This window comes from Herbaspirillum sp. ST 5-3 (assembly GCF_004804275.1).
GTDB lineage: Bacteria > Pseudomonadota > Gammaproteobacteria > Burkholderiales > Burkholderiaceae_D > Noviherbaspirillum.
The window spans coordinates 21,728-37,488 of sequence record NZ_STGI01000018.1; the positions used below are offsets into that span (position 1 = coordinate 21,728).

The 15,761-nt window shown below is 62.3% G+C and carries 16 protein-coding genes; 12 read left to right on the plus strand and 4 right to left on the minus strand.

The features are described from left to right. Nucleotides 1–12: 12 nt before the first annotated feature. From E6W33_RS24460 to E6W33_RS24470, 3 genes are all read right to left on the minus strand, one after another. Complete coding sequence (locus E6W33_RS24460; RefSeq protein ID WP_136419999.1) at nucleotides 13–897, minus strand: branched-chain amino acid ABC transporter permease; 885 nt, start codon at nucleotides 895–897, stop codon at nucleotides 13–15. Between the two features lie 61 nt (nucleotides 898–958). After that, nucleotides 959–1,669: an ATP-binding cassette domain-containing protein gene (locus E6W33_RS24465; protein ID WP_136420069.1), complete on the minus strand. Its 711-nt coding sequence runs from the start codon at nucleotides 1,667–1,669 to the stop codon at nucleotides 959–961. 41 nt (nucleotides 1,670–1,710) lie between these two features. Continuing rightward, complete coding sequence (locus E6W33_RS24470; protein ID WP_136420000.1) at nucleotides 1,711–2,481, minus strand: ABC transporter ATP-binding protein; 771 nt, start codon at nucleotides 2,479–2,481, stop codon at nucleotides 1,711–1,713. Between the two features lie 450 nt (nucleotides 2,482–2,931). Between E6W33_RS24470 and E6W33_RS24475 the strand changes: the two genes are divergently transcribed. The 6 genes from E6W33_RS24475 to E6W33_RS24500 all read left to right on the plus strand — a co-directional run bounded on the left by E6W33_RS24475 (nucleotide 2,932) and on the right by E6W33_RS24500 (nucleotide 7,272). After that, nucleotides 2,932–4,155: an ABC transporter substrate-binding protein gene (locus E6W33_RS24475; protein ID WP_136420001.1), complete on the plus strand. Its 1,224-nt coding sequence runs from the start codon at nucleotides 2,932–2,934 to the stop codon at nucleotides 4,153–4,155. A 75-nt stretch (nucleotides 4,156–4,230) separates the two neighbouring features. Then, nucleotides 4,231–4,431, plus strand: a complete 201-nt coding sequence (locus E6W33_RS24480; protein WP_136420002.1) for a hypothetical protein — start codon at nucleotides 4,231–4,233, stop codon at nucleotides 4,429–4,431. Then, nucleotides 4,415–5,122, plus strand: a complete 708-nt coding sequence (locus E6W33_RS24485) for a DUF4286 family protein (RefSeq protein ID WP_136420003.1) — start codon at nucleotides 4,415–4,417, stop codon at nucleotides 5,120–5,122. The genes E6W33_RS24480 and E6W33_RS24485 overlap by 17 nt, the downstream gene beginning before the upstream one ends. 56 nt (nucleotides 5,123–5,178) lie before the next feature. Then, complete coding sequence (gene pcaC / locus E6W33_RS24490) at nucleotides 5,179–5,556, plus strand: 4-carboxymuconolactone decarboxylase (RefSeq protein ID WP_136420004.1); 378 nt, start codon at nucleotides 5,179–5,181, stop codon at nucleotides 5,554–5,556. Continuing rightward, nucleotides 5,553–6,440 carry an NAD(P)-dependent oxidoreductase gene (locus E6W33_RS24495; protein WP_136420005.1) on the plus strand — a complete coding sequence of 296 codons (888 nt, stop codon included), beginning with the start codon at nucleotides 5,553–5,555 and terminating at the stop codon, nucleotides 6,438–6,440. The genes pcaC and E6W33_RS24495 overlap by 4 nt, the downstream gene beginning before the upstream one ends. Nucleotides 6,441–6,447: 7 nt before the next feature. Then, nucleotides 6,448–7,272 carry an N-acyl homoserine lactonase family protein gene (locus E6W33_RS24500; RefSeq protein ID WP_136420006.1) on the plus strand — a complete coding sequence of 275 codons (825 nt, stop codon included), beginning with the start codon at nucleotides 6,448–6,450 and terminating at the stop codon, nucleotides 7,270–7,272. 130 nt (nucleotides 7,273–7,402) lie between these two features. On the opposite strand, the gene E6W33_RS24505 is transcribed toward E6W33_RS24500, so the two are convergent. Then, entirely contained in the window at nucleotides 7,403–9,040 is a 1,638-nt protein-coding gene (locus E6W33_RS24505; protein ID WP_247869774.1) for a sigma 54-interacting transcriptional regulator, read from the minus strand. 235 nt (nucleotides 9,041–9,275) lie between these two features. On the opposite strand from E6W33_RS24505, the gene E6W33_RS24510 reads away from it, so the two are divergent. From E6W33_RS24510 to E6W33_RS24535, 6 genes are read left to right on the plus strand one after another with little or no spacing between them, the layout of a single operon-like run. Then, nucleotides 9,276–10,544, plus strand: a complete 1,269-nt coding sequence (locus E6W33_RS24510; protein ID WP_247869775.1) for a CoA transferase — start codon at nucleotides 9,276–9,278, stop codon at nucleotides 10,542–10,544. 33 nt (nucleotides 10,545–10,577) lie between these two features. Beyond that, nucleotides 10,578–11,363 (plus strand): enoyl-CoA hydratase-related protein, encoded by a 786-nt coding sequence (locus tag E6W33_RS24515; RefSeq protein WP_136420007.1) that lies wholly within the window; start codon nucleotides 10,578–10,580, stop codon nucleotides 11,361–11,363. Between the two features lie 14 nt (nucleotides 11,364–11,377). Beyond that, on the plus strand, nucleotides 11,378–13,057 hold the full coding sequence (locus E6W33_RS24520) for a class I adenylate-forming enzyme family protein (protein WP_136420008.1): 1,680 nt from the start codon (nucleotides 11,378–11,380) through the stop codon (nucleotides 13,055–13,057). A 1-nt stretch (nucleotide 13,058) separates the two neighbouring features. Continuing rightward, entirely contained in the window at nucleotides 13,059–13,826 is a 768-nt protein-coding gene (locus tag E6W33_RS24525) for an enoyl-CoA hydratase-related protein (RefSeq protein WP_136420009.1), read from the plus strand. Nucleotides 13,827–13,830: 4 nt separating this feature from the next. Continuing rightward, entirely contained in the window at nucleotides 13,831–14,574 is a 744-nt protein-coding gene (locus tag E6W33_RS24530) for an SDR family oxidoreductase (RefSeq protein ID WP_136420010.1), read from the plus strand. A 19-nt stretch (nucleotides 14,575–14,593) separates the two neighbouring features. After that, nucleotides 14,594–15,760 (plus strand): acyl-CoA dehydrogenase family protein, encoded by a 1,167-nt coding sequence (locus E6W33_RS24535; RefSeq protein ID WP_136420011.1) that lies wholly within the window; start codon nucleotides 14,594–14,596, stop codon nucleotides 15,758–15,760. Nucleotide 15,761: the final 1 nt, after the last annotated feature.

The window sequence follows — 15,761 nt, forward strand, 5'->3', positions numbered from 1 at the left end:
CAGACTTCCTTTTCATTTCTCTTTGCCGAACAAACCTGCCGGCCGAATCATCAATACGATCGCCATGATGATGAACACCACCGTGGCCGACAGTTCCGGATAGAACACGCGCGACAGGCCTTCGATCACGCCCAGCCCGAGGCCGGTCAGGATGGAGCCGAGGATGGAACCCATGCCGCCGATCACCACGACCGCGAACACGACGATGATCAGATTCGATCCCATCAGCGGCGATACCTGGATCACGGGCGCGGCCAGCACGCCGGCGAAGGCAGCCAGCGCGACGCCGAAACCGTAGGTCGCGGTCACCATCAGCGGTACGTTGATGCCGAAAGCTTCCACCATCTTCGGGTTCTCGGTGCCGGCGCGCAGGTAGGCGCCGAGCTTGGTCTTTTCAATCACATACCAGGTCGACAGGCAGACCACGAGGGACGCCACCACGACCCAGGCGCGATACTTCGGCAGGATCATGAAGCCGAGGTCGAAGGCGCCCGACAAGGCGTCCGGCACCGAATAGGGCTGGCCCGACACGCCATAGAAGGAACGGAACAGGCCCTCCAGCAGCAGCGTGATGCCGAAGGTCAGCAGCAGGCCGTACAAATGATCCAGCTTGTACAAATGGCGCAGCATGGTCTTCTCGATCACGATGCCGAACACGCCGACCACGACCGGCGCCAGGATCAGCATCACGAAATAGTTCAGCTCGAAGTAGGACAGGCCCATCCATGCGAGGAAGGCACCGACCATGTACACCGCGCCGTGCGAAAAGTTGATGACGTTGAGCAGACCGAAGATCACCGCGAGGCCGAGCGACAGCATCGCGTAGAACGATCCGTTGACCAGGCCCAGCAGCAGCTGGCTCAACATCGCCTGCAAGGGAATACCGAAAATATCCATACGAATAGCCTTAAAGAAAAACCGGGGAGGACATGCGGGCCGCCGCTTTTACACGCCGCACTTACACGCCGAGCAGCTCGTTGAGCACGGGCATCATGCTGTCGAGCTTTTCGGAGGGGAAATGCTCGACGATCTGGCCGTGCTCCATCACATAGAAGCGGTCCGCCAGCGGCGCGGCGAAGCGGAAGTTCTGCTCCACCATGACGATGGTGTAGCCCTTGCTCTTCAAGGTGGTGATCATGCGCGCCAGCGCCTGCACGATCACCGGCGCCAGGCCTTCCGAGATTTCATCGAGCAGCAGCAGCTTCGCGCCGGTGCGCAGAATGCGCGCCACCGCCAGCATCTGCTGTTCGCCGCCGGACAGGCGCGTACCCTGGCTGGCGCGACGCTCGGCCAGGTTGGGGAACATGTCGTAGATCTCTTCGAGCGACATGCCCTTGTCGGTCTTCGACACCATGGGCGGCAGCATCAGGTTTTCTTCCGTGGACAGCGAAGAAAAGATGCCGCGCTCTTCCGGACAGTAGCCGACGCCGGTGTGGGCCACCTTGTAAGTCGGCAGCGCGATGGTTTCGCGGCCCTTGACCTTGATCGAGCCCTTGCGGCGCCCCGTGAGGCCCATGATGGCACGCATGGTGGTGGTGCGCCCGGCGCCGTTGCGGCCCAGCAGCGTGACTACTTCGCCCTGGCCGACCGACAGGTTCACGCCGTGCAGGATGTGCGATTCGCCGTACCAGGCGTGGAGATCGACGATGTCGAGTGCTTGTGATTTCATTTGAGCGAGGTTCTGGATGTTGTGATGAACGGCGGCATGCATCAGTGCGCTCCTTCCAGCGCGGCGCTGGCGCTTCCCATATAGGCTTCCATCACCTGCGCGTCTTGCGAGACTTCCCGGTAGCTGCCTTCGGCCAGCACGGCGCCGCGCTGCAGCACCGTGATCCGGTCGCAGATGCCGGATACCACGGCCATGTTGTGTTCCACCATCAGGATGGTGCGGCCGGTGGAAACCCGCTTGATCAGCTCGGTCACGCGACTCACGTCCTCATGTCCCATGCCTTGCGTCGGCTCGTCGAGCAGCATCAGTTCCGGCTCCATCGCGAGCGTGGTGGCGATCTCCAGCGCGCGCTTGCGGCCATACGGCAGATCGACCGTCAGCGTGTCGGCGAAGGATGCCAGGTCGACCTGCGTCAGCAACTCCATGGCGCGATCGTTCAGGCGCGACAGGCTGGCTTCGCTCTTCCAGAAATGAAAGGACGTGCCGAGCGCGCGCTGCAGTCCGATGCGCACGTTTTCCAGCACCGACAAGTGCGGGAACACGGCCGAGATCTGGAAGGACCGGATCACGCCCTGCCGCGCAATCCGGGCCGGCGTCGCATGGGTGATGTCACGCTTGTTGAACAGGATCTGGCCCGCAGTCGGCGTCAGAAACTTGGTCAGAAGATTGAAGCAGGTGGTCTTGCCTGCTCCGTTGGGGCCGATCAGCGCGTGGATATGACCGCGCGTGACCTGCAGGTTGACGTCGTTGACCGCGGTGAATCCCTTGAACTCCTTCGTCAGGCTTCTCGTCTCGAGAATGAAGTCGACCATTGATGCTCCTTGCTGTTTATCACGGACTCAAGATCCGGATCTGTTCTGATATTGATGCGGGCGCAACAGGTGCAACAAGCGTGCCATACCGTGCGCGAAGGCAATCGATGGCGATGACGGGCATAGCTTTCCCTGTCGGCGCAGCGGTTTGGCGATCCGATAACACTTCGCAACTTCTCGCCGCGTGTGTTTGCCGTGAACACTCTCCATGAAAGCCACTGTCTTCTGCGCACACATGTTTCGTTCAAAAAAGCATGAAAGCGGCTGCTCTACGAGAAAAGGCGCGCTTTCCCGTGCGTGGAACGGAATTTGCTGACAGGCTTACAGAGCACCAACTTCGCGGAAGAACGTGCCGACATCAACAAGGAATGCGCGAGCAGCGGCTGATGAGAATCGTTGCCTGCATCCCTACCCAGCCACATGTTTGAACAGGAAAACGGAGAACGAGATATGAAGCGCACTGCTTATTCCACATTAAGCACGACTCTCACCGCGATCGCGGCGGCAACACTTTCAGCCCATGCCGCAGCCCAGATTTCGGACGATGTCGTCAAGATCGGCGTGATCGTCGACAAGACCGGCGTGTATTCCGCCAACGGCGGCCCGGGCGCAGTCAGGGCGGTTGAAATGGCTGTCAAGGATTTCGGCGGCAAGGTGAACGGCAAGCCGATCGAGATCGTCTCCGCCGACTATCAGAACAAGGTGGACATCGCACTGTCGAAGGCGCGCGAATGGATCGACCGCGACAAGGTCGACATGATCATCGAGTCGACCGACTCCGCCGCCGCCATCGCGATGCAGAAGCTGGGCGCGGAGAAGAAGCGCGTGATGATCTTCGCCGGCTCGGCCAGCACCGCGCTCACCAACAAGGAGTGCTCGCCCTACGGCATCCACTATGTATATGACACCTATGCGCTGGCCACCGGCACCGGCCGCGCGGTGATGCAGGAAGGCGGCGACACCTGGTACTTCATCACGGCGGACTACGCCTTCGGCCATGCTCTGGAAAAGGACACCACCAAGGTCATCAACGAGATGGGCGGCAAGGTACTCGGCTCCATCAATCATCCGCTGTCGGCTTCCGACTTCTCTTCCTTCCTGCTGCAGGCGCAGGCTTCGAAGGCGAAGGTGATCGGCCTGGCCAACGCCGGCAAGGACACCCAGAACTCGGTGCGCCAGGCGGCCGAATTCGGCATTACCAAGGGCGGCCAGAAGCTGGCCACGCTGCTGGTGTTCGATACCGACATCAAGGGCCTCGGCCTGAACGCTGCGCAGGGCCTGCTGTTCACCACCGGCTACTACTGGGATTTCAACGACGAGACGCGCAAGTGGTCAAAGCGTTTCTATGACATCCACAAGGCCATGCCGACCATGATCCAGGCCGGCGCGTATTCGGCGACCATGCATTATCTGAAGGCGATCCAGGCCACCGGCAGCGACAATGCCGACACCGTGATGAAGAAGATGAAGGATACGCACATCAACGACTTCTTCGCCAAGGACGGCATCATCCGCGCCGACGGCCGCATGGTGCATGACATGTACCTGGCCGAAGCCAAGAAGCCGAGCGAGTCGAAGGGCGAGTGGGACATCATGCACATCAAACGCACGATCCCGCGCGACCAGGCTTTCCAGCCGCTCGCCGAAAGCACCTGCCCGCTGGTGAAGAAGTAATCGCATGACACCGGAGGCCGGCGTTTGTGCGCCGCCTCCGGCGCATTCCACGGCAACAGTGAGCAGAAATCCATCATGAGCAATCCACTTTCCAAGGAACTGGTCCGCGCCTGGCTGAAGCGGCGTCTGGAGAACCGCGAACCGCCGCCCGAGCTGGACCAGATACGGCGCGAAGTCGGCTGGGACGACACGGGCAAGAAGATGGAAAAGGAACTGGACAAGGGAAAGCAGGAGCTGGTCTTGCGGCCGGGAGAGAGCGATGCGCTTTTCGCCTGACGCGCGCAACGATGCGCCCGGCGTGCTGCTGGTCCTGAACGACGTCGTCAAGGACATGGAAGACGAATTCAACCGCTGGTACCAGCAGCAGCATCTCGATGACCGCCTAGGCGTCAGCGGCTTCAGGCGCGCACGCCGCTATCGCTCGGTGGACGGGCAGCCGAACTACATGGCGCTCTTCGACTGCCAGTCGATCGATGTGCTCGCTTCACCCGCCTATCACCGGCGCCTCGCCAATCCGACCGACTGGACCAGGAAGGTGATGCCCGCCTTTCGCAACATGCAGCGCTCGGCCTGCCGGGAAACCTGGTCGATCGGCGCCGGCATCGGTGGCAGCGCGATCGTCGTGCAATGCAAGCCGATCCAGGGCAGGGAAGACGATGCGCGGCGCTTCATCAGGGACAAGTTCGGCCCCGGCCTGATGCAGTCGACCTGCACCGTGCGCATCGCGCTGTGGGAAACCGATGCCGCCGTCACCGCCGCACCCACGTCCGAGATGGCGCTGCGTGGCAGCCAGGACAGCGTCGCCGACTGGGTGCTGTTCATCGAATGCTATGACCTGGGGCAAATGGCGCTTGCCCTGCATACCCAGATCCTGAGCGGCGAAGGCGCCAGGACCGGCCTGCTGATCGGCTCCTGGATGCGCTACCAGCTGATCTGCGAGCGCAGTGCGCAGCGCGAGGCTGCCTGACCGGTCGCCCTAGCTACCGAATTCATTATTTACACCAACCTCCCAAGGAGAACCGCATGAACAAGGAATTGTTTGACAAAGGCCTCAAGACCCGCCGCGAAGTGCTCGGCGCCGAATACGTCGATGCGTCGATCAAGAATGCCGACGAGTTCAACATGCCGATGCAGGAACTCGTGACGCAATACTGCTGGGGCGATGTCTGGAACCGCCCGGGCCTGGAGCGCCGCACGCGCAGCTTCCTGAACCTCGCCATGATCACCGCGCTCAACCGCCCGCACGAACTGAAGCTGCATGTGCGCGGCGCGATCAACAACGGCCTGACCAAGGACGAGATCAAGGAAGTCTTCCTGCAGGCCGCCATCTACTGCGGCGTGCCGGCCGCCATCGACAGCTTCCGCGTCGCCAAGGAAGTCTTCAAGGAAATGGGGATCTGATGAAGATCGGATTTATCGGACTGGGCATGATGGGCAATCCGATGGCCCATCTGCTGGCGCAGGCGGGGCATGCGCTTGCGGTCATGGACCTGAACGCGGCGACGGCGGAGCGCTTCGCGGCCGAACATGCCGGCGCGACGGCAGTCACCGAACTGAAGGATTTCAGCGATGCCGACATCGTCATCACCATGCTGCCGGACTCCAACGCGGTGGAAGCGGTTGTGCTCGGCAGCGCCGACAAGCCGGGCTTGCTTTCCATCCTGAAGAAGGGGGCGACGCTGATCGACATGAGTTCCGCCGAGCCGATGCGTTCGCGCAAGCTGGCGCAGACGCTGCAGGACAAGGGACTGCAGTATCTCGACGCGCCGGTCTCCGGCGGTGTCAAGCGCGCGGTGGATGGCACGCTGGCCATCATGGTCGGCGGCGATGCGGCGGTGCTGGCGCAATGCGAGCCGGTCCTGAAGATGCTCGGCAAGAACGTCACGCACGTCGGCCAGCATGGCGCGGGCCACGCGATGAAGGCGCTGAACAACTACGTCTCCGCCGCCGGCCTGATCGCCACGGTCGAAGCCTTGCAGGTTGGGCAGTCGTTCGGCCTCGACCCCGAGATCATGGTGGCTATCCTCAATAGCTCCACCGGCAAGAACAACACGACCGAAAACAAGGCGAAGCAGTTCATGCTGTCGGGCGCGTACAACTCCGGTTTTTCGCTGGCGCTGATGGCCAAGGATCTCGGCATCGCGATGGGGCTGGGCGAGTCGGTGGGTTTCGACATGCCGCTGGGCGACGAAGTGCTGCAGATCTGGCGCGATGCCAACGAGGCGCTCGGCAAGGGTGCGGACCATACAGAGATGTATCGCTATTTCCGGAACAGGAAACAGTGATCTGACTATGGAAAACACCACGCTGCCGACCTACGAAGTCTTCGCGCTGCGCTATGCCACGGTGGCGCGGCGCAGGCCGGAAAACTTCATGGTGCCGGACCCGCATGACGGTCCGATGCCGATGGATTATTTCGTCTGGCTGATCCGCGGCGCGGGCCGGACCTGGCTGGTTGACACCGGCTTCAACCGGGCCGCCGCCGACGAGCGCAAGCGCAATTTCCTGCGCTGCCCCATCGCCTCGCTGGCGGCGCTCGGCCTGCAACCGGAGGATGTGAGCGACGTCATCATCACCCATTTGCATTACGATCACGCGGGCAACGTGAATTTGCTGCCGAAGGCGCGCATTCACCTGCAGGAAAAGGAGTTGCACTACGCCACCGGCCGCTACATGACGCAGCCCCTGCTAAGGCATCCGTACGCGGTGGACGACGTGGTGGAAATCGTGCGCGGCGTCTACAAGGATCGTGTCGTGTTTTACGCCGGTGATGCGGAGCTCGCGCCCGGCATCCAGTTGCTGCTGGTGGGCGGGCACACTGCAGGGCTGCAGGCGGTGCGCGTGCACACAGCGCGGGGTTGGGTAGTGCTGGCATCGGATGCATCGCACTTCTACGAGAACATCCATCGTGACTCGCCGTTCCCGATTGTCTTCCATGTCGGCGACATGCTGGACGCGTACCGAAGATTGCTGTCGCTGTCGGACACGCCGGATCACCTGATCCCCGGTCACGATCCGCTGGTGCTGCAACGCTATCCCGCGTTCGGCGATCCGGCATCGGAAATCGCATGCCTGCATGAACCGGCGTTGCGGCCGCTGGTGTTGGGTGGGGAGTGACGCGTCAATCCACGGAGGAAGCAGTCGGACCTTAACAGCTTAATGTCCACTGAAAACACTCGGCGTGCCCCACGGAAATCACGGAAAAAATTCCTTGGTTTCTTTCCGTGTTTTCCGTGGACAATCCGAATCACCCAGCCATGCCCAGCTTCTTGTACAGATAAGCGCGCGAGATCCCCAGCTCCTCGGCGACCTTTTTCTTGTTGCCGCCGTGCTTGAGCATGGCGTCGCGAATCATCGCCTGTTCCATGTCATCGATGGCGTCCTGTATCTTTCCGGTAGGACGCGCCGCGACCGTGACCGGGGCCGGCTTTTCGCCAAACCCCTCGGGTATCGGACGGAAATTCTGCAGCGTGATTTCCGGGCCGTCGCAGAAGATCGCGGCCTTCTCCACTTCATGCAGCAATTGCCTGACGTTGCCCGGCCAGGGCAGCTCTTTCAGATAATCGTAGACGCGCCGGTCGACGCGCTTCACCGAGGTGCGGTGGCGCTCGGCGAACGCGACGAGGAAACTTTGCACCAGGTCCGGGATGTCTTCCGGGCGCTCGCGCAGGCTCGGCATGTGGATGGTGACGCCGCTGATGCGGTAATACAGGTCGAGGCGGAATTCACCGTTGCTGATCATCTCCTGGAAGTTGCGGTTGGTCGCGCAGATCAGGCGGAAATCCGAATGACGCGCACGGTCGCCCCCGACGCGTTCGAAGATGCCGTCCTGCAATACGCGCAGCAGCTTCACCTGGATTTCCGGCGGCATGTCGCCGATCTCGTCGAAGAACAGCGAGCTCTGGTCCGCCAGTTCGAACTTGCCCTTGCGTCCCTTTTTTTCCGCGCCGGTGAAGGCGCCCGCTTCGTAGCCGAACAGTTCGCTTTCGACCAGTCCGCTCGGCAATGCGGCCGCATTGACGAAGACCATCGGGTTTTCATTGCGCGGACTGAGGGCATGGATCGCATGCGCGGCCAGTTCCTTGCCGGTGCCGCTCTCGCCGACGATCAGCACCGGCACGTACAGCGGCGCGACCTTCAGGATGTCGGCCTTCAGCTGACGGATGGCATCGCTATTGCCCACCATCTTTTCCAGGCCATACGAGCGGCGCTTCAGGCCGGACAGTTCATTGCGGTAGAACTCGACTTCGGAGCGCAGCTTGGCCACTTCGCTGCTCAGTTCCAGCACCGTTTCCGGTCCCTTGAACATCACGCGGCCGAGCGCGCCGAGGACCTTGCCATTCTCCAGCAGCGGGATGCGCGCCACCACGCGGGTGACGCCGCCCATCTCCTGCAGCTTGCCGATTTCCGCCTTGCCGGTCTGCACGACTTCATGCAGGTTGGTGTTTTCGATGACCTCGGTGACATGCTTGCCGATGGCTTCGCCGCGCTTGATGCCGAAGAATTTTTCATGCACCGGAGGAATGAACTGGATGCGCGCCTGATCGTCGACGACGACCATCGACTCGTAAGGGTTGTTCAAAAAATAGTCAAACACCGCCTGCGCGAAATCCACGCTGGAAACAAATTCGAACAGCGTCGATCTGCCCTTCACAGGTTGAATCAGGAACACGACAGCGTCGGGGCTGGTCCGGTAGCTGGCGATCAGTTCCGGCTCACCTTCCAGCGCAATCATGCCGCGCTCCGCGCCTTTTTCCTTGAAACGCTCCAGCAATGCGCGGCGAATTTCAGGATCGCAAGCGAATCCCGTCTGGCAAATAGTTTCGAGTTGTCGATTCAGCACCAGCATGCCGAATTCGGGCAACTTTTCGTCAACCGATTTCATCCTGTGTCTTTTCAAAAAACAGATTTCGCGAAATGCATTGTCTCTCAAAAAGACATTCCTTTCACGACGGAAGTTCAATTGCGGCAAGCATCGGCTCCGCGACGCAGTGGCATGCGGCACGCAAAGCGCCATACGGCGCTGTATTGCGCGGCATCGAGGCCCGAACGCGGCGCAATGCCCGCGCGACACGATCAGTGCGGGAAGCGCCGTAAATCGGATGGCATGGAGGTTGCTCATGCATATGCAGAACTTGTCCATCAAAGATCTTGCAACCATGCTTCCTGCCGATTCATTACCGCCTCCGCAATCCGAGAACCCGCTGCGCCTGCTTGACGGCATCCGCGTGCTCGACCTCACCACCTCGATCGCGGGCCCCTATGCTTCCCTGCTGCTGGCCGACCTCGGCGCGTCCGTCGTCAAGCTGGAGCGGCCCGGCCGCGGCGACGATGCCCGTGCATGGGGACCGCCCTTCCTCGACGGCGAGTCGCTCTGGTTTCTCAGCGTCAATCGCAACAAGGACAGCGTCACGCTCGACTATGCCAAACCGGCCGGGCTGGAGGCCCTGCATGCGCTGGTCAAAGTGGCCGACGTCATCATCGTCAACCAGGTTGCGCGCAGCCAGAAGAAGCTCGGCATCGATTACGCCACGCTCAAGGCACTCAACCCGAGGCTGATCCACGTGTCGATTACCGGCTTCGGACTGTCCGGTGCAAGCGCCGACCAGCCCTGCTATGATTTGATCGCCGAGGGATACAGCGGCGTGATGGACATGACCGGCGAAGCCGATCAGGATCCGCAGAAGGTTGGCACGCCGGCGGCGGATCTTCTGTCCGGCGCGGATGCGGCACTCGCGACGCTGGCCGCATTGATTGATCGAGGCCGCACCGGCAACGGACATGCGGTCGATGTCGCCATGGTGGAAAGCATGACCCGTTTCATGACCCCGCGCATCATTCCCTATCTTGGCTCCGGCGAGCTGCTGCGCCGCAGCGGCGGAAAAGACAGTGTGATCGCGATCTACCAAACCTTCCATACCGCCGACGACCCGATCACTCTCGGCCTCGGCAACGACAATATCTGGACGCGTTTCTGCGATGCAATCGGGCGCCCGGACATGGGGAGCGATCCGCGCTTTGCCGACAACGTCGGGCGCCGCGAAGGCCGTGCGGAAATCGTGCGCGAAATCCAAACCATTCTGCTCACGCAGCCGCGCGCGCACTGGCTTGCGCTGTTCGCCAAGGCCCGCATCCCGGCCGGCCCGATCAACCGCATCGACCAGGTCGTGAGCGCGCCGGTACTGACGGAAAGAGGCCTGTTCTACGCCGCGCAGCGCGACGGCGTCCCGGTTCCCCAGGTCGGCCTCGGCATCCGCTTCGACGACAACCACCAGACCTTCCGCAAGGCCCCGCCACGACTCGGCGAAGACACGCAATCCGTCTTCACCTCCTGGCTCGGCTGGAGCGAAGAAAAGATCCAGCAACTCGGCTCCGCAGGACTGCTCTGACTGCGCCCGCCCATACCGTAAAGGAAAACTCCCATGACACGCAAATTCGAAACCATTCTCTACGCCGAAGACGGTCCTATCGGCACCATCACCTTGAACCGCCCGAACAACGGCAACATGTTCAACGAGACCATGTGCCATGAAATCCGCGACTGCCTCAACGACATCCGCCGCGAGACGCGCACCCGCGTCATCGTCATCACCGGCGCCGGCGACAAGTTCTTCTGCATCGGCGGCGAAAAGACCGGCATGGAAGACACCAACCTGTACGCCGGCGTGCTGCCGGTGCTCGACATGTACGAAGCGATCGACCGCCTGCAGAAGCCGGTGATCGCGTCCGTGAACGGCTTCGCGGTGGGCGGCGGCCATGTGCTGCAGGTGATGTGCGACATCACCATCGCCAAGGAAAGCGCGATCTTCCGCCAGGTCGGCCCGATGATGGGCAGCTTCGATGCCGGCTTCGGCACCTGGTACCTGGAAGACCTGGTCGGCAAGAAGAAGGCCAAGGAAATCTGGTTCCGCAATCCCAAGATCACCGCCGCCGAAGCGGTGCAGATGGGCCTGATCAACAAGGCCGTTCCGGATGACCAGCTGGCCGCCGCCACGCGCGAGATGGCGCTGGAAATCGCCGATCGGGGCGCGTTCGCGCTGGCGGCTATCAAGAGCGCCTTCCTGGCACGTCACGGCGGCGTCGCCGGCCTGTCGCGCGTGACGCATGACATGCTGCTGCGCCTGAATCTCAACACCGAGGAATCGAAGGAGCTGTCGAAGTCCTTCGCCGAGAAGCGCAAGCCCGACTCCGACAAGTTCGGTCACTGACAGGACACCGGCGCATGAATACGATTCTTACACTTCACGATCCGCAACAGGCACGCGCCTGGTATGACGCCGGGGTCTGGCAGGACAAGACCCTGTACGGCCTGCTGCAACAACACGCCGGCAGGCAGCCGGACGCCTTCGCGCTGCGCGACAGCGTGCATCGCCTGACATGGAGCCAGTTGCTCGCATGGACCGAGGCGGTGGCGGCGGATCTGGAAGAGGCGGGATTGCGCAAGGGTTCGCGCGTGTCGATCTGGCTGCCGAATCGCGTGGAAGCGCTGGTGGTATTCCTGGCCTGTTCGCGCAACGGCTACATCTGCAATCCGTCGCTGCACCAGAACTACACGGTGGCGGAGATCGTGCGCCTGCTCGAACGCATCGACTGCGAAGCCTTCTTCGGGCAGAACGGCTACGGCGCGGACGCCAACCGTCCCGGCGTGGCGGAGCAGATCGGTGCCGTCCCGTCACTGCGTCGCACCTGCTGGCTGGAGGCGCGCCAGGGGCGCGCCGACGTGGCGGGCGGCAACTTCCCCGCGCCCGGCAGCAAGCAGCCGGTGCATGTGCCGGACAACAATCCCGACAAGATCGTCTATCTCGCCTTCACGTCCGGCACCACCGGCATTCCGAAGGCGGTCATGCACAGCGATAACACCCTGCTCGCCAACGGGCGCGCGATGGTGCAGGACTGGCATCACGACAACAACACCATCCTGCTCACGCTCAGCCCCATCAGCCACCACATCGGCACGGTGGCGCTGGAGCAGATGCTGTCGGCCGGCTTCGAACTGGCGGTGAACGATTTGCCGCCCGGCCTCAAGCCGATCGACTGGATCCTCGAGACCGGCGCGACCTACGTGATGGGCGTGCCGACGCATGCGATGGACATCCTCGCCGAGATGAAACGGCGCGACATGGAGAAACTCGGCCGCGTGAAGGTGTTCTACATGGCCGGCGCGGCGATTCCGCGCGAAACGGCGCAGGGCTTCCTGAACCGGGGCATCCTGCCGCAGAACGTGTACGGCATGACCGAGAACGGTTCGCACCAGTACACACTGCCGAGCGACAGTGCCGACACCATCGTCGGCACCTGCGGACGGTCCTGCGCCGCCTACGAGATCAGGCTGTGGAACCAGGAGAACCCGGACCTCGAAGCGGGGCCGGGCGAGATCGGCGAAATCGGCGGACGCGGCGGCTGCCTGATGCTGGGCTACTTCAACAACCAGAGCGCCACTGAGAAGTCCTTCAACGCGCAAGGCTGGTTCATGAGCGGCGACCTCGGCATGCTGGACGAGAACGGCTGTCTCATCATCATGGGGCGCAAGAAGGATCTGATCATTCGCGGCGGGCACAACATCCATCCGTCCACCATCGAAGACCTTGCCGTTACGCACACAGCGGTGCTCAAGGCGGCGGCCTTTCCGATCGCCGACGAACGCCTCGGCGAAAAGGTCTGCCTCGCCATCACGACCAACGGCGCGCAGGCACCCGACGCGCAGCAGATGCTGCAGCACCTGCATGCGGCCGGCCTGTCGAAGTTCGACATGCCGGAGTACTACATCCCGCTCGAGGAGTTTCCCCTGACGGCTAGCGGCAAGATCCTCAAGCGCGAGCTGGTGGAATGGGTGAAGCAGGGCCGCATCGCGCCGACGCCGGTGCGCTTCACCGAGAAACAAACAAGCAAAGAGACAAGCTGACATGCCCATCAACCTAAGCTATCGCGACGAGTTCGCGATTCTCACCATCGACCGCCAGGAAGCGCTCAACGCATTGAGCTTTTCCCTGATCGGCGATATCGACAAGATCTTCGACGAGGTCGAAAAATCGGATGCCCGCGCACTGCTCATCACCGGCGCGGGCCAGAAGGCATTCTGCGCGGGCGCCGACATCAGCGAACTGATGAACCGCGATCTGGAAGCGCAGAAGCGCGGTGCGGAATTCGGCCAGCGCGTATTCGCGCGGCTGGACAACTTTCCGATTCCGTCGGTCGCGATCATCAACGGCTATGCCTTCGGCGGTGGGCTGGAACTGGCGCTGGCCTGCACCTTCCGCCTGGCCACGGCCAACGCCAAGGTCGGCCTGCCGGAAATCAAGCTCGGCCTGATTCCCGGCTACGGCGGCACGCAGCGCCTGCCGCGCGCGATCGGCGAAGCGCGTGCAATGGAAATGATTCTGAGCGGGCGCACCGTGGCGGCGGATGAGGCGCATCGCATCGGCCTGGTGAATCGCCTGGTCGAAGGCGACGCGATCGAAGCCGGCATCGCCTTCGCGCGCGAATTCAGCGGCCACGGCATGGTCGCGCTGCGACTGGCGCGCGGCGCGGTGCAACGTGCGCTGCAGACCTCGCTCGCCGAAGGGCTGAAGATCGAAGCCGACCTGTCCACCCTCGCTTACCAGACCAGGGACGCGGCGGAAGGCATGGCCGCTTTCCTCGAAAAGCGCAAACCCCAATTCAAGGACTGCTGAAAAAATGAGCAAGCAAGGCACCATCATCGTCACCGGCGCAAGCCGAGGCATCGGCGCGGCGATCGCGATCGCACTGGCCGATCAGGGTTTCAACGTGGCCTGCCTGTCACGCAGGGGCGAATTGCCGGCTGTGCCGGATGCGAGCGAAGCGGCGCTCGCACGCTGCAAGGCGTATTCCTGCGACGTCACGAAGAGCGACAGCCTGCGTGACGCCTTCGCCCAGGTCGCCATGTCCGGTCCCATCGTCGGCCTCGTCAACAATGCCGGCGTGCATCTGGAAGGACCGAGCGCCACTTTCTCGCTCGAAGATTACGAAACAGTGTTCTCCACCAACTCGACCTCGGTGTTCACCAGCTGCCAGCACATCTATCCGCACCTCGTCGCAGCGGGCGGCGGCCTGATCGTCAACATCGGCTCCTTCTTCGACAAGATGGGTGTCAAGCGCAATCTCGCCTACTGCGCGTCGAAGGCGGCGGTCGGCGCGATCACGCGCTGCCTCGCGGTGGAATGGGCAGGCAAGGGCATCCGCGTGCTGGACGTGGCGCCGGGCTACATCATGACCGACCTGAACAAGGAAGCGATGTCGGCCGGACCCTTGCGCGAGTATCTCGACAAGCGCATTCCCGGCCGGCAGCCGGGCACCTCGGAGGACGTGGCGAAGCTGGTGAAGGCGCTGTACTCCGCCGACATGCCTTTCCTGTCGGGTGAGACGATTTATATCGATGGTGCGCAAGGCATCGCGCATTAATTTTTGAAAAGAGAACGCTGTGAATATCTTTGAACGGCTCGACGCCGACATCCCGCTCAACGAGGATGAAAAACTCCTGCTCGACAGCGTGCGGTCACTGGCGCAAGACGAAATCATGCCGCGCGCGGAGCATTACGACAAGACCGGCGAATTCCCCTGGGAGAACGTCAAGGCCATCAACAATCTCGGCCTGAATGCGATGTTCATTCCCGAGCAGTACGGCGGCGCGCAGTTGTCGTACACCGCCTACCTCGCCTGCGTGCGCGAAATCGCGAAAGCATGCGCCTCGACCGGCATCATCTGGGCCACCAATTTCCATGCGATCAAACCGGTGATCGACTTCGGTTCGGAAGAACAGAAGGCGCGCCTCTTGCCGCGCATCGCAGAAGGCGGGCTGGCCGCGCTGGCGATCACCGAGCCGAACGCCGGCTCCGACGCGACCGGCATGCGCACGCGCTTCACGCCGGACGGCGACGAGATCGTGATCGACGGCGGCAAGACCTTCATCACCAACGGCGACGTGGCCGATCTCTATGTGCTGTTCGGCAAATGGAGCGAGATCGACGATCCGAAGCAGGCGATCTCGGTCGTCGTGCTGGAAAAGGGAACGCCCGGCCTGTCGGTAGTGCGCACCGAAGACAAGATGGGCCATCGCGGCTCCAGCACCGCCACCATCTCCTTCGACAATTGCCGCGTGCCGCGCGCCAACCTGCTGTGCAAGCCGGGCGACGGTCTGAAGATCCTGTTCTCCTCGCTCAACAAGTCGCGCCCCAGCGTCGCCGCACACGCGCTGGGCATCGCACGCGCCGCCTTCGAGGACGGCGTGGCCTACATCAACGAGCGCAAGCAGTCGGGCCGCAAGATCATCGAATTCCAGGGCATCCAGTTCATGCTGGCCGACATGGCGACCGATCTTGCGATGTGCGAATCCTTCCTGTGGCGTCTCGCCAGGCTGGTGGACGGCGGCGGCAGCGATTTCGGCATCGATGCGTCGATGCTGAAGATGCGCGCTTCCGATCTGGCCATGCGCATCACCACCGACGTGGTGCAGTTCTTCGGCGGCTACGGCTACTGCAGCGATTTCCGCGTCGAGCGCCTGATGCGCGACGCCAAGATCACGCAGATCTGGGAAGGCACCAATCAAGTCCATCGCCAGTTGATCGGACGCAGTTTTTTGACCAAATGAG

What these genes read in the sequence shown, in the direction of transcription:
- E6W33_RS24520 (WP_136420008.1), top strand. Translation starts at nt 11,378, where the DNA reads ATGAATACGATTCTTACACTTCACGATCCGCAACAGGCACGCGCCTGG.
- E6W33_RS24465 (WP_136420069.1), bottom strand. Translation starts at nt 1,669, where the DNA reads ATGAAATCACAAGCACTCGACATCGTCGATCTCCACGCCTGGTACGGC.
- E6W33_RS24470 (WP_136420000.1), bottom strand. Translation starts at nt 2,481, where the DNA reads ATGGTCGACTTCATTCTCGAGACGAGAAGCCTGACGAAGGAGTTCAAG.
- pcaC (WP_136420004.1), top strand. Translation starts at nt 5,179, where the DNA reads ATGAACAAGGAATTGTTTGACAAAGGCCTCAAGACCCGCCGCGAAGTG.
- E6W33_RS24475 (WP_136420001.1), top strand. Translation starts at nt 2,932, where the DNA reads ATGAAGCGCACTGCTTATTCCACATTAAGCACGACTCTCACCGCGATC.
- E6W33_RS24460 (WP_136419999.1), bottom strand. Translation starts at nt 897, where the DNA reads ATGGATATTTTCGGTATTCCCTTGCAGGCGATGTTGAGCCAGCTGCTG.
- E6W33_RS24500 (WP_136420006.1), top strand. Translation starts at nt 6,448, where the DNA reads ATGGAAAACACCACGCTGCCGACCTACGAAGTCTTCGCGCTGCGCTAT.
- E6W33_RS24530 (WP_136420010.1), top strand. Translation starts at nt 13,831, where the DNA reads ATGAGCAAGCAAGGCACCATCATCGTCACCGGCGCAAGCCGAGGCATC.
- E6W33_RS24515 (WP_136420007.1), top strand. Translation starts at nt 10,578, where the DNA reads ATGACACGCAAATTCGAAACCATTCTCTACGCCGAAGACGGTCCTATC.
- E6W33_RS24505 (WP_247869774.1), bottom strand. Translation starts at nt 9,040, where the DNA reads ATGAAATCGGTTGACGAAAAGTTGCCCGAATTCGGCATGCTGGTGCTG.
- E6W33_RS24525 (WP_136420009.1), top strand. Translation starts at nt 13,059, where the DNA reads ATGCCCATCAACCTAAGCTATCGCGACGAGTTCGCGATTCTCACCATC.
- E6W33_RS24480 (WP_136420002.1), top strand. Translation starts at nt 4,231, where the DNA reads ATGAGCAATCCACTTTCCAAGGAACTGGTCCGCGCCTGGCTGAAGCGG.
- E6W33_RS24485 (WP_136420003.1), top strand. Translation starts at nt 4,415, where the DNA reads ATGCGCTTTTCGCCTGACGCGCGCAACGATGCGCCCGGCGTGCTGCTG.
- E6W33_RS24510 (WP_247869775.1), top strand. Translation starts at nt 9,276, where the DNA reads ATGCATATGCAGAACTTGTCCATCAAAGATCTTGCAACCATGCTTCCT.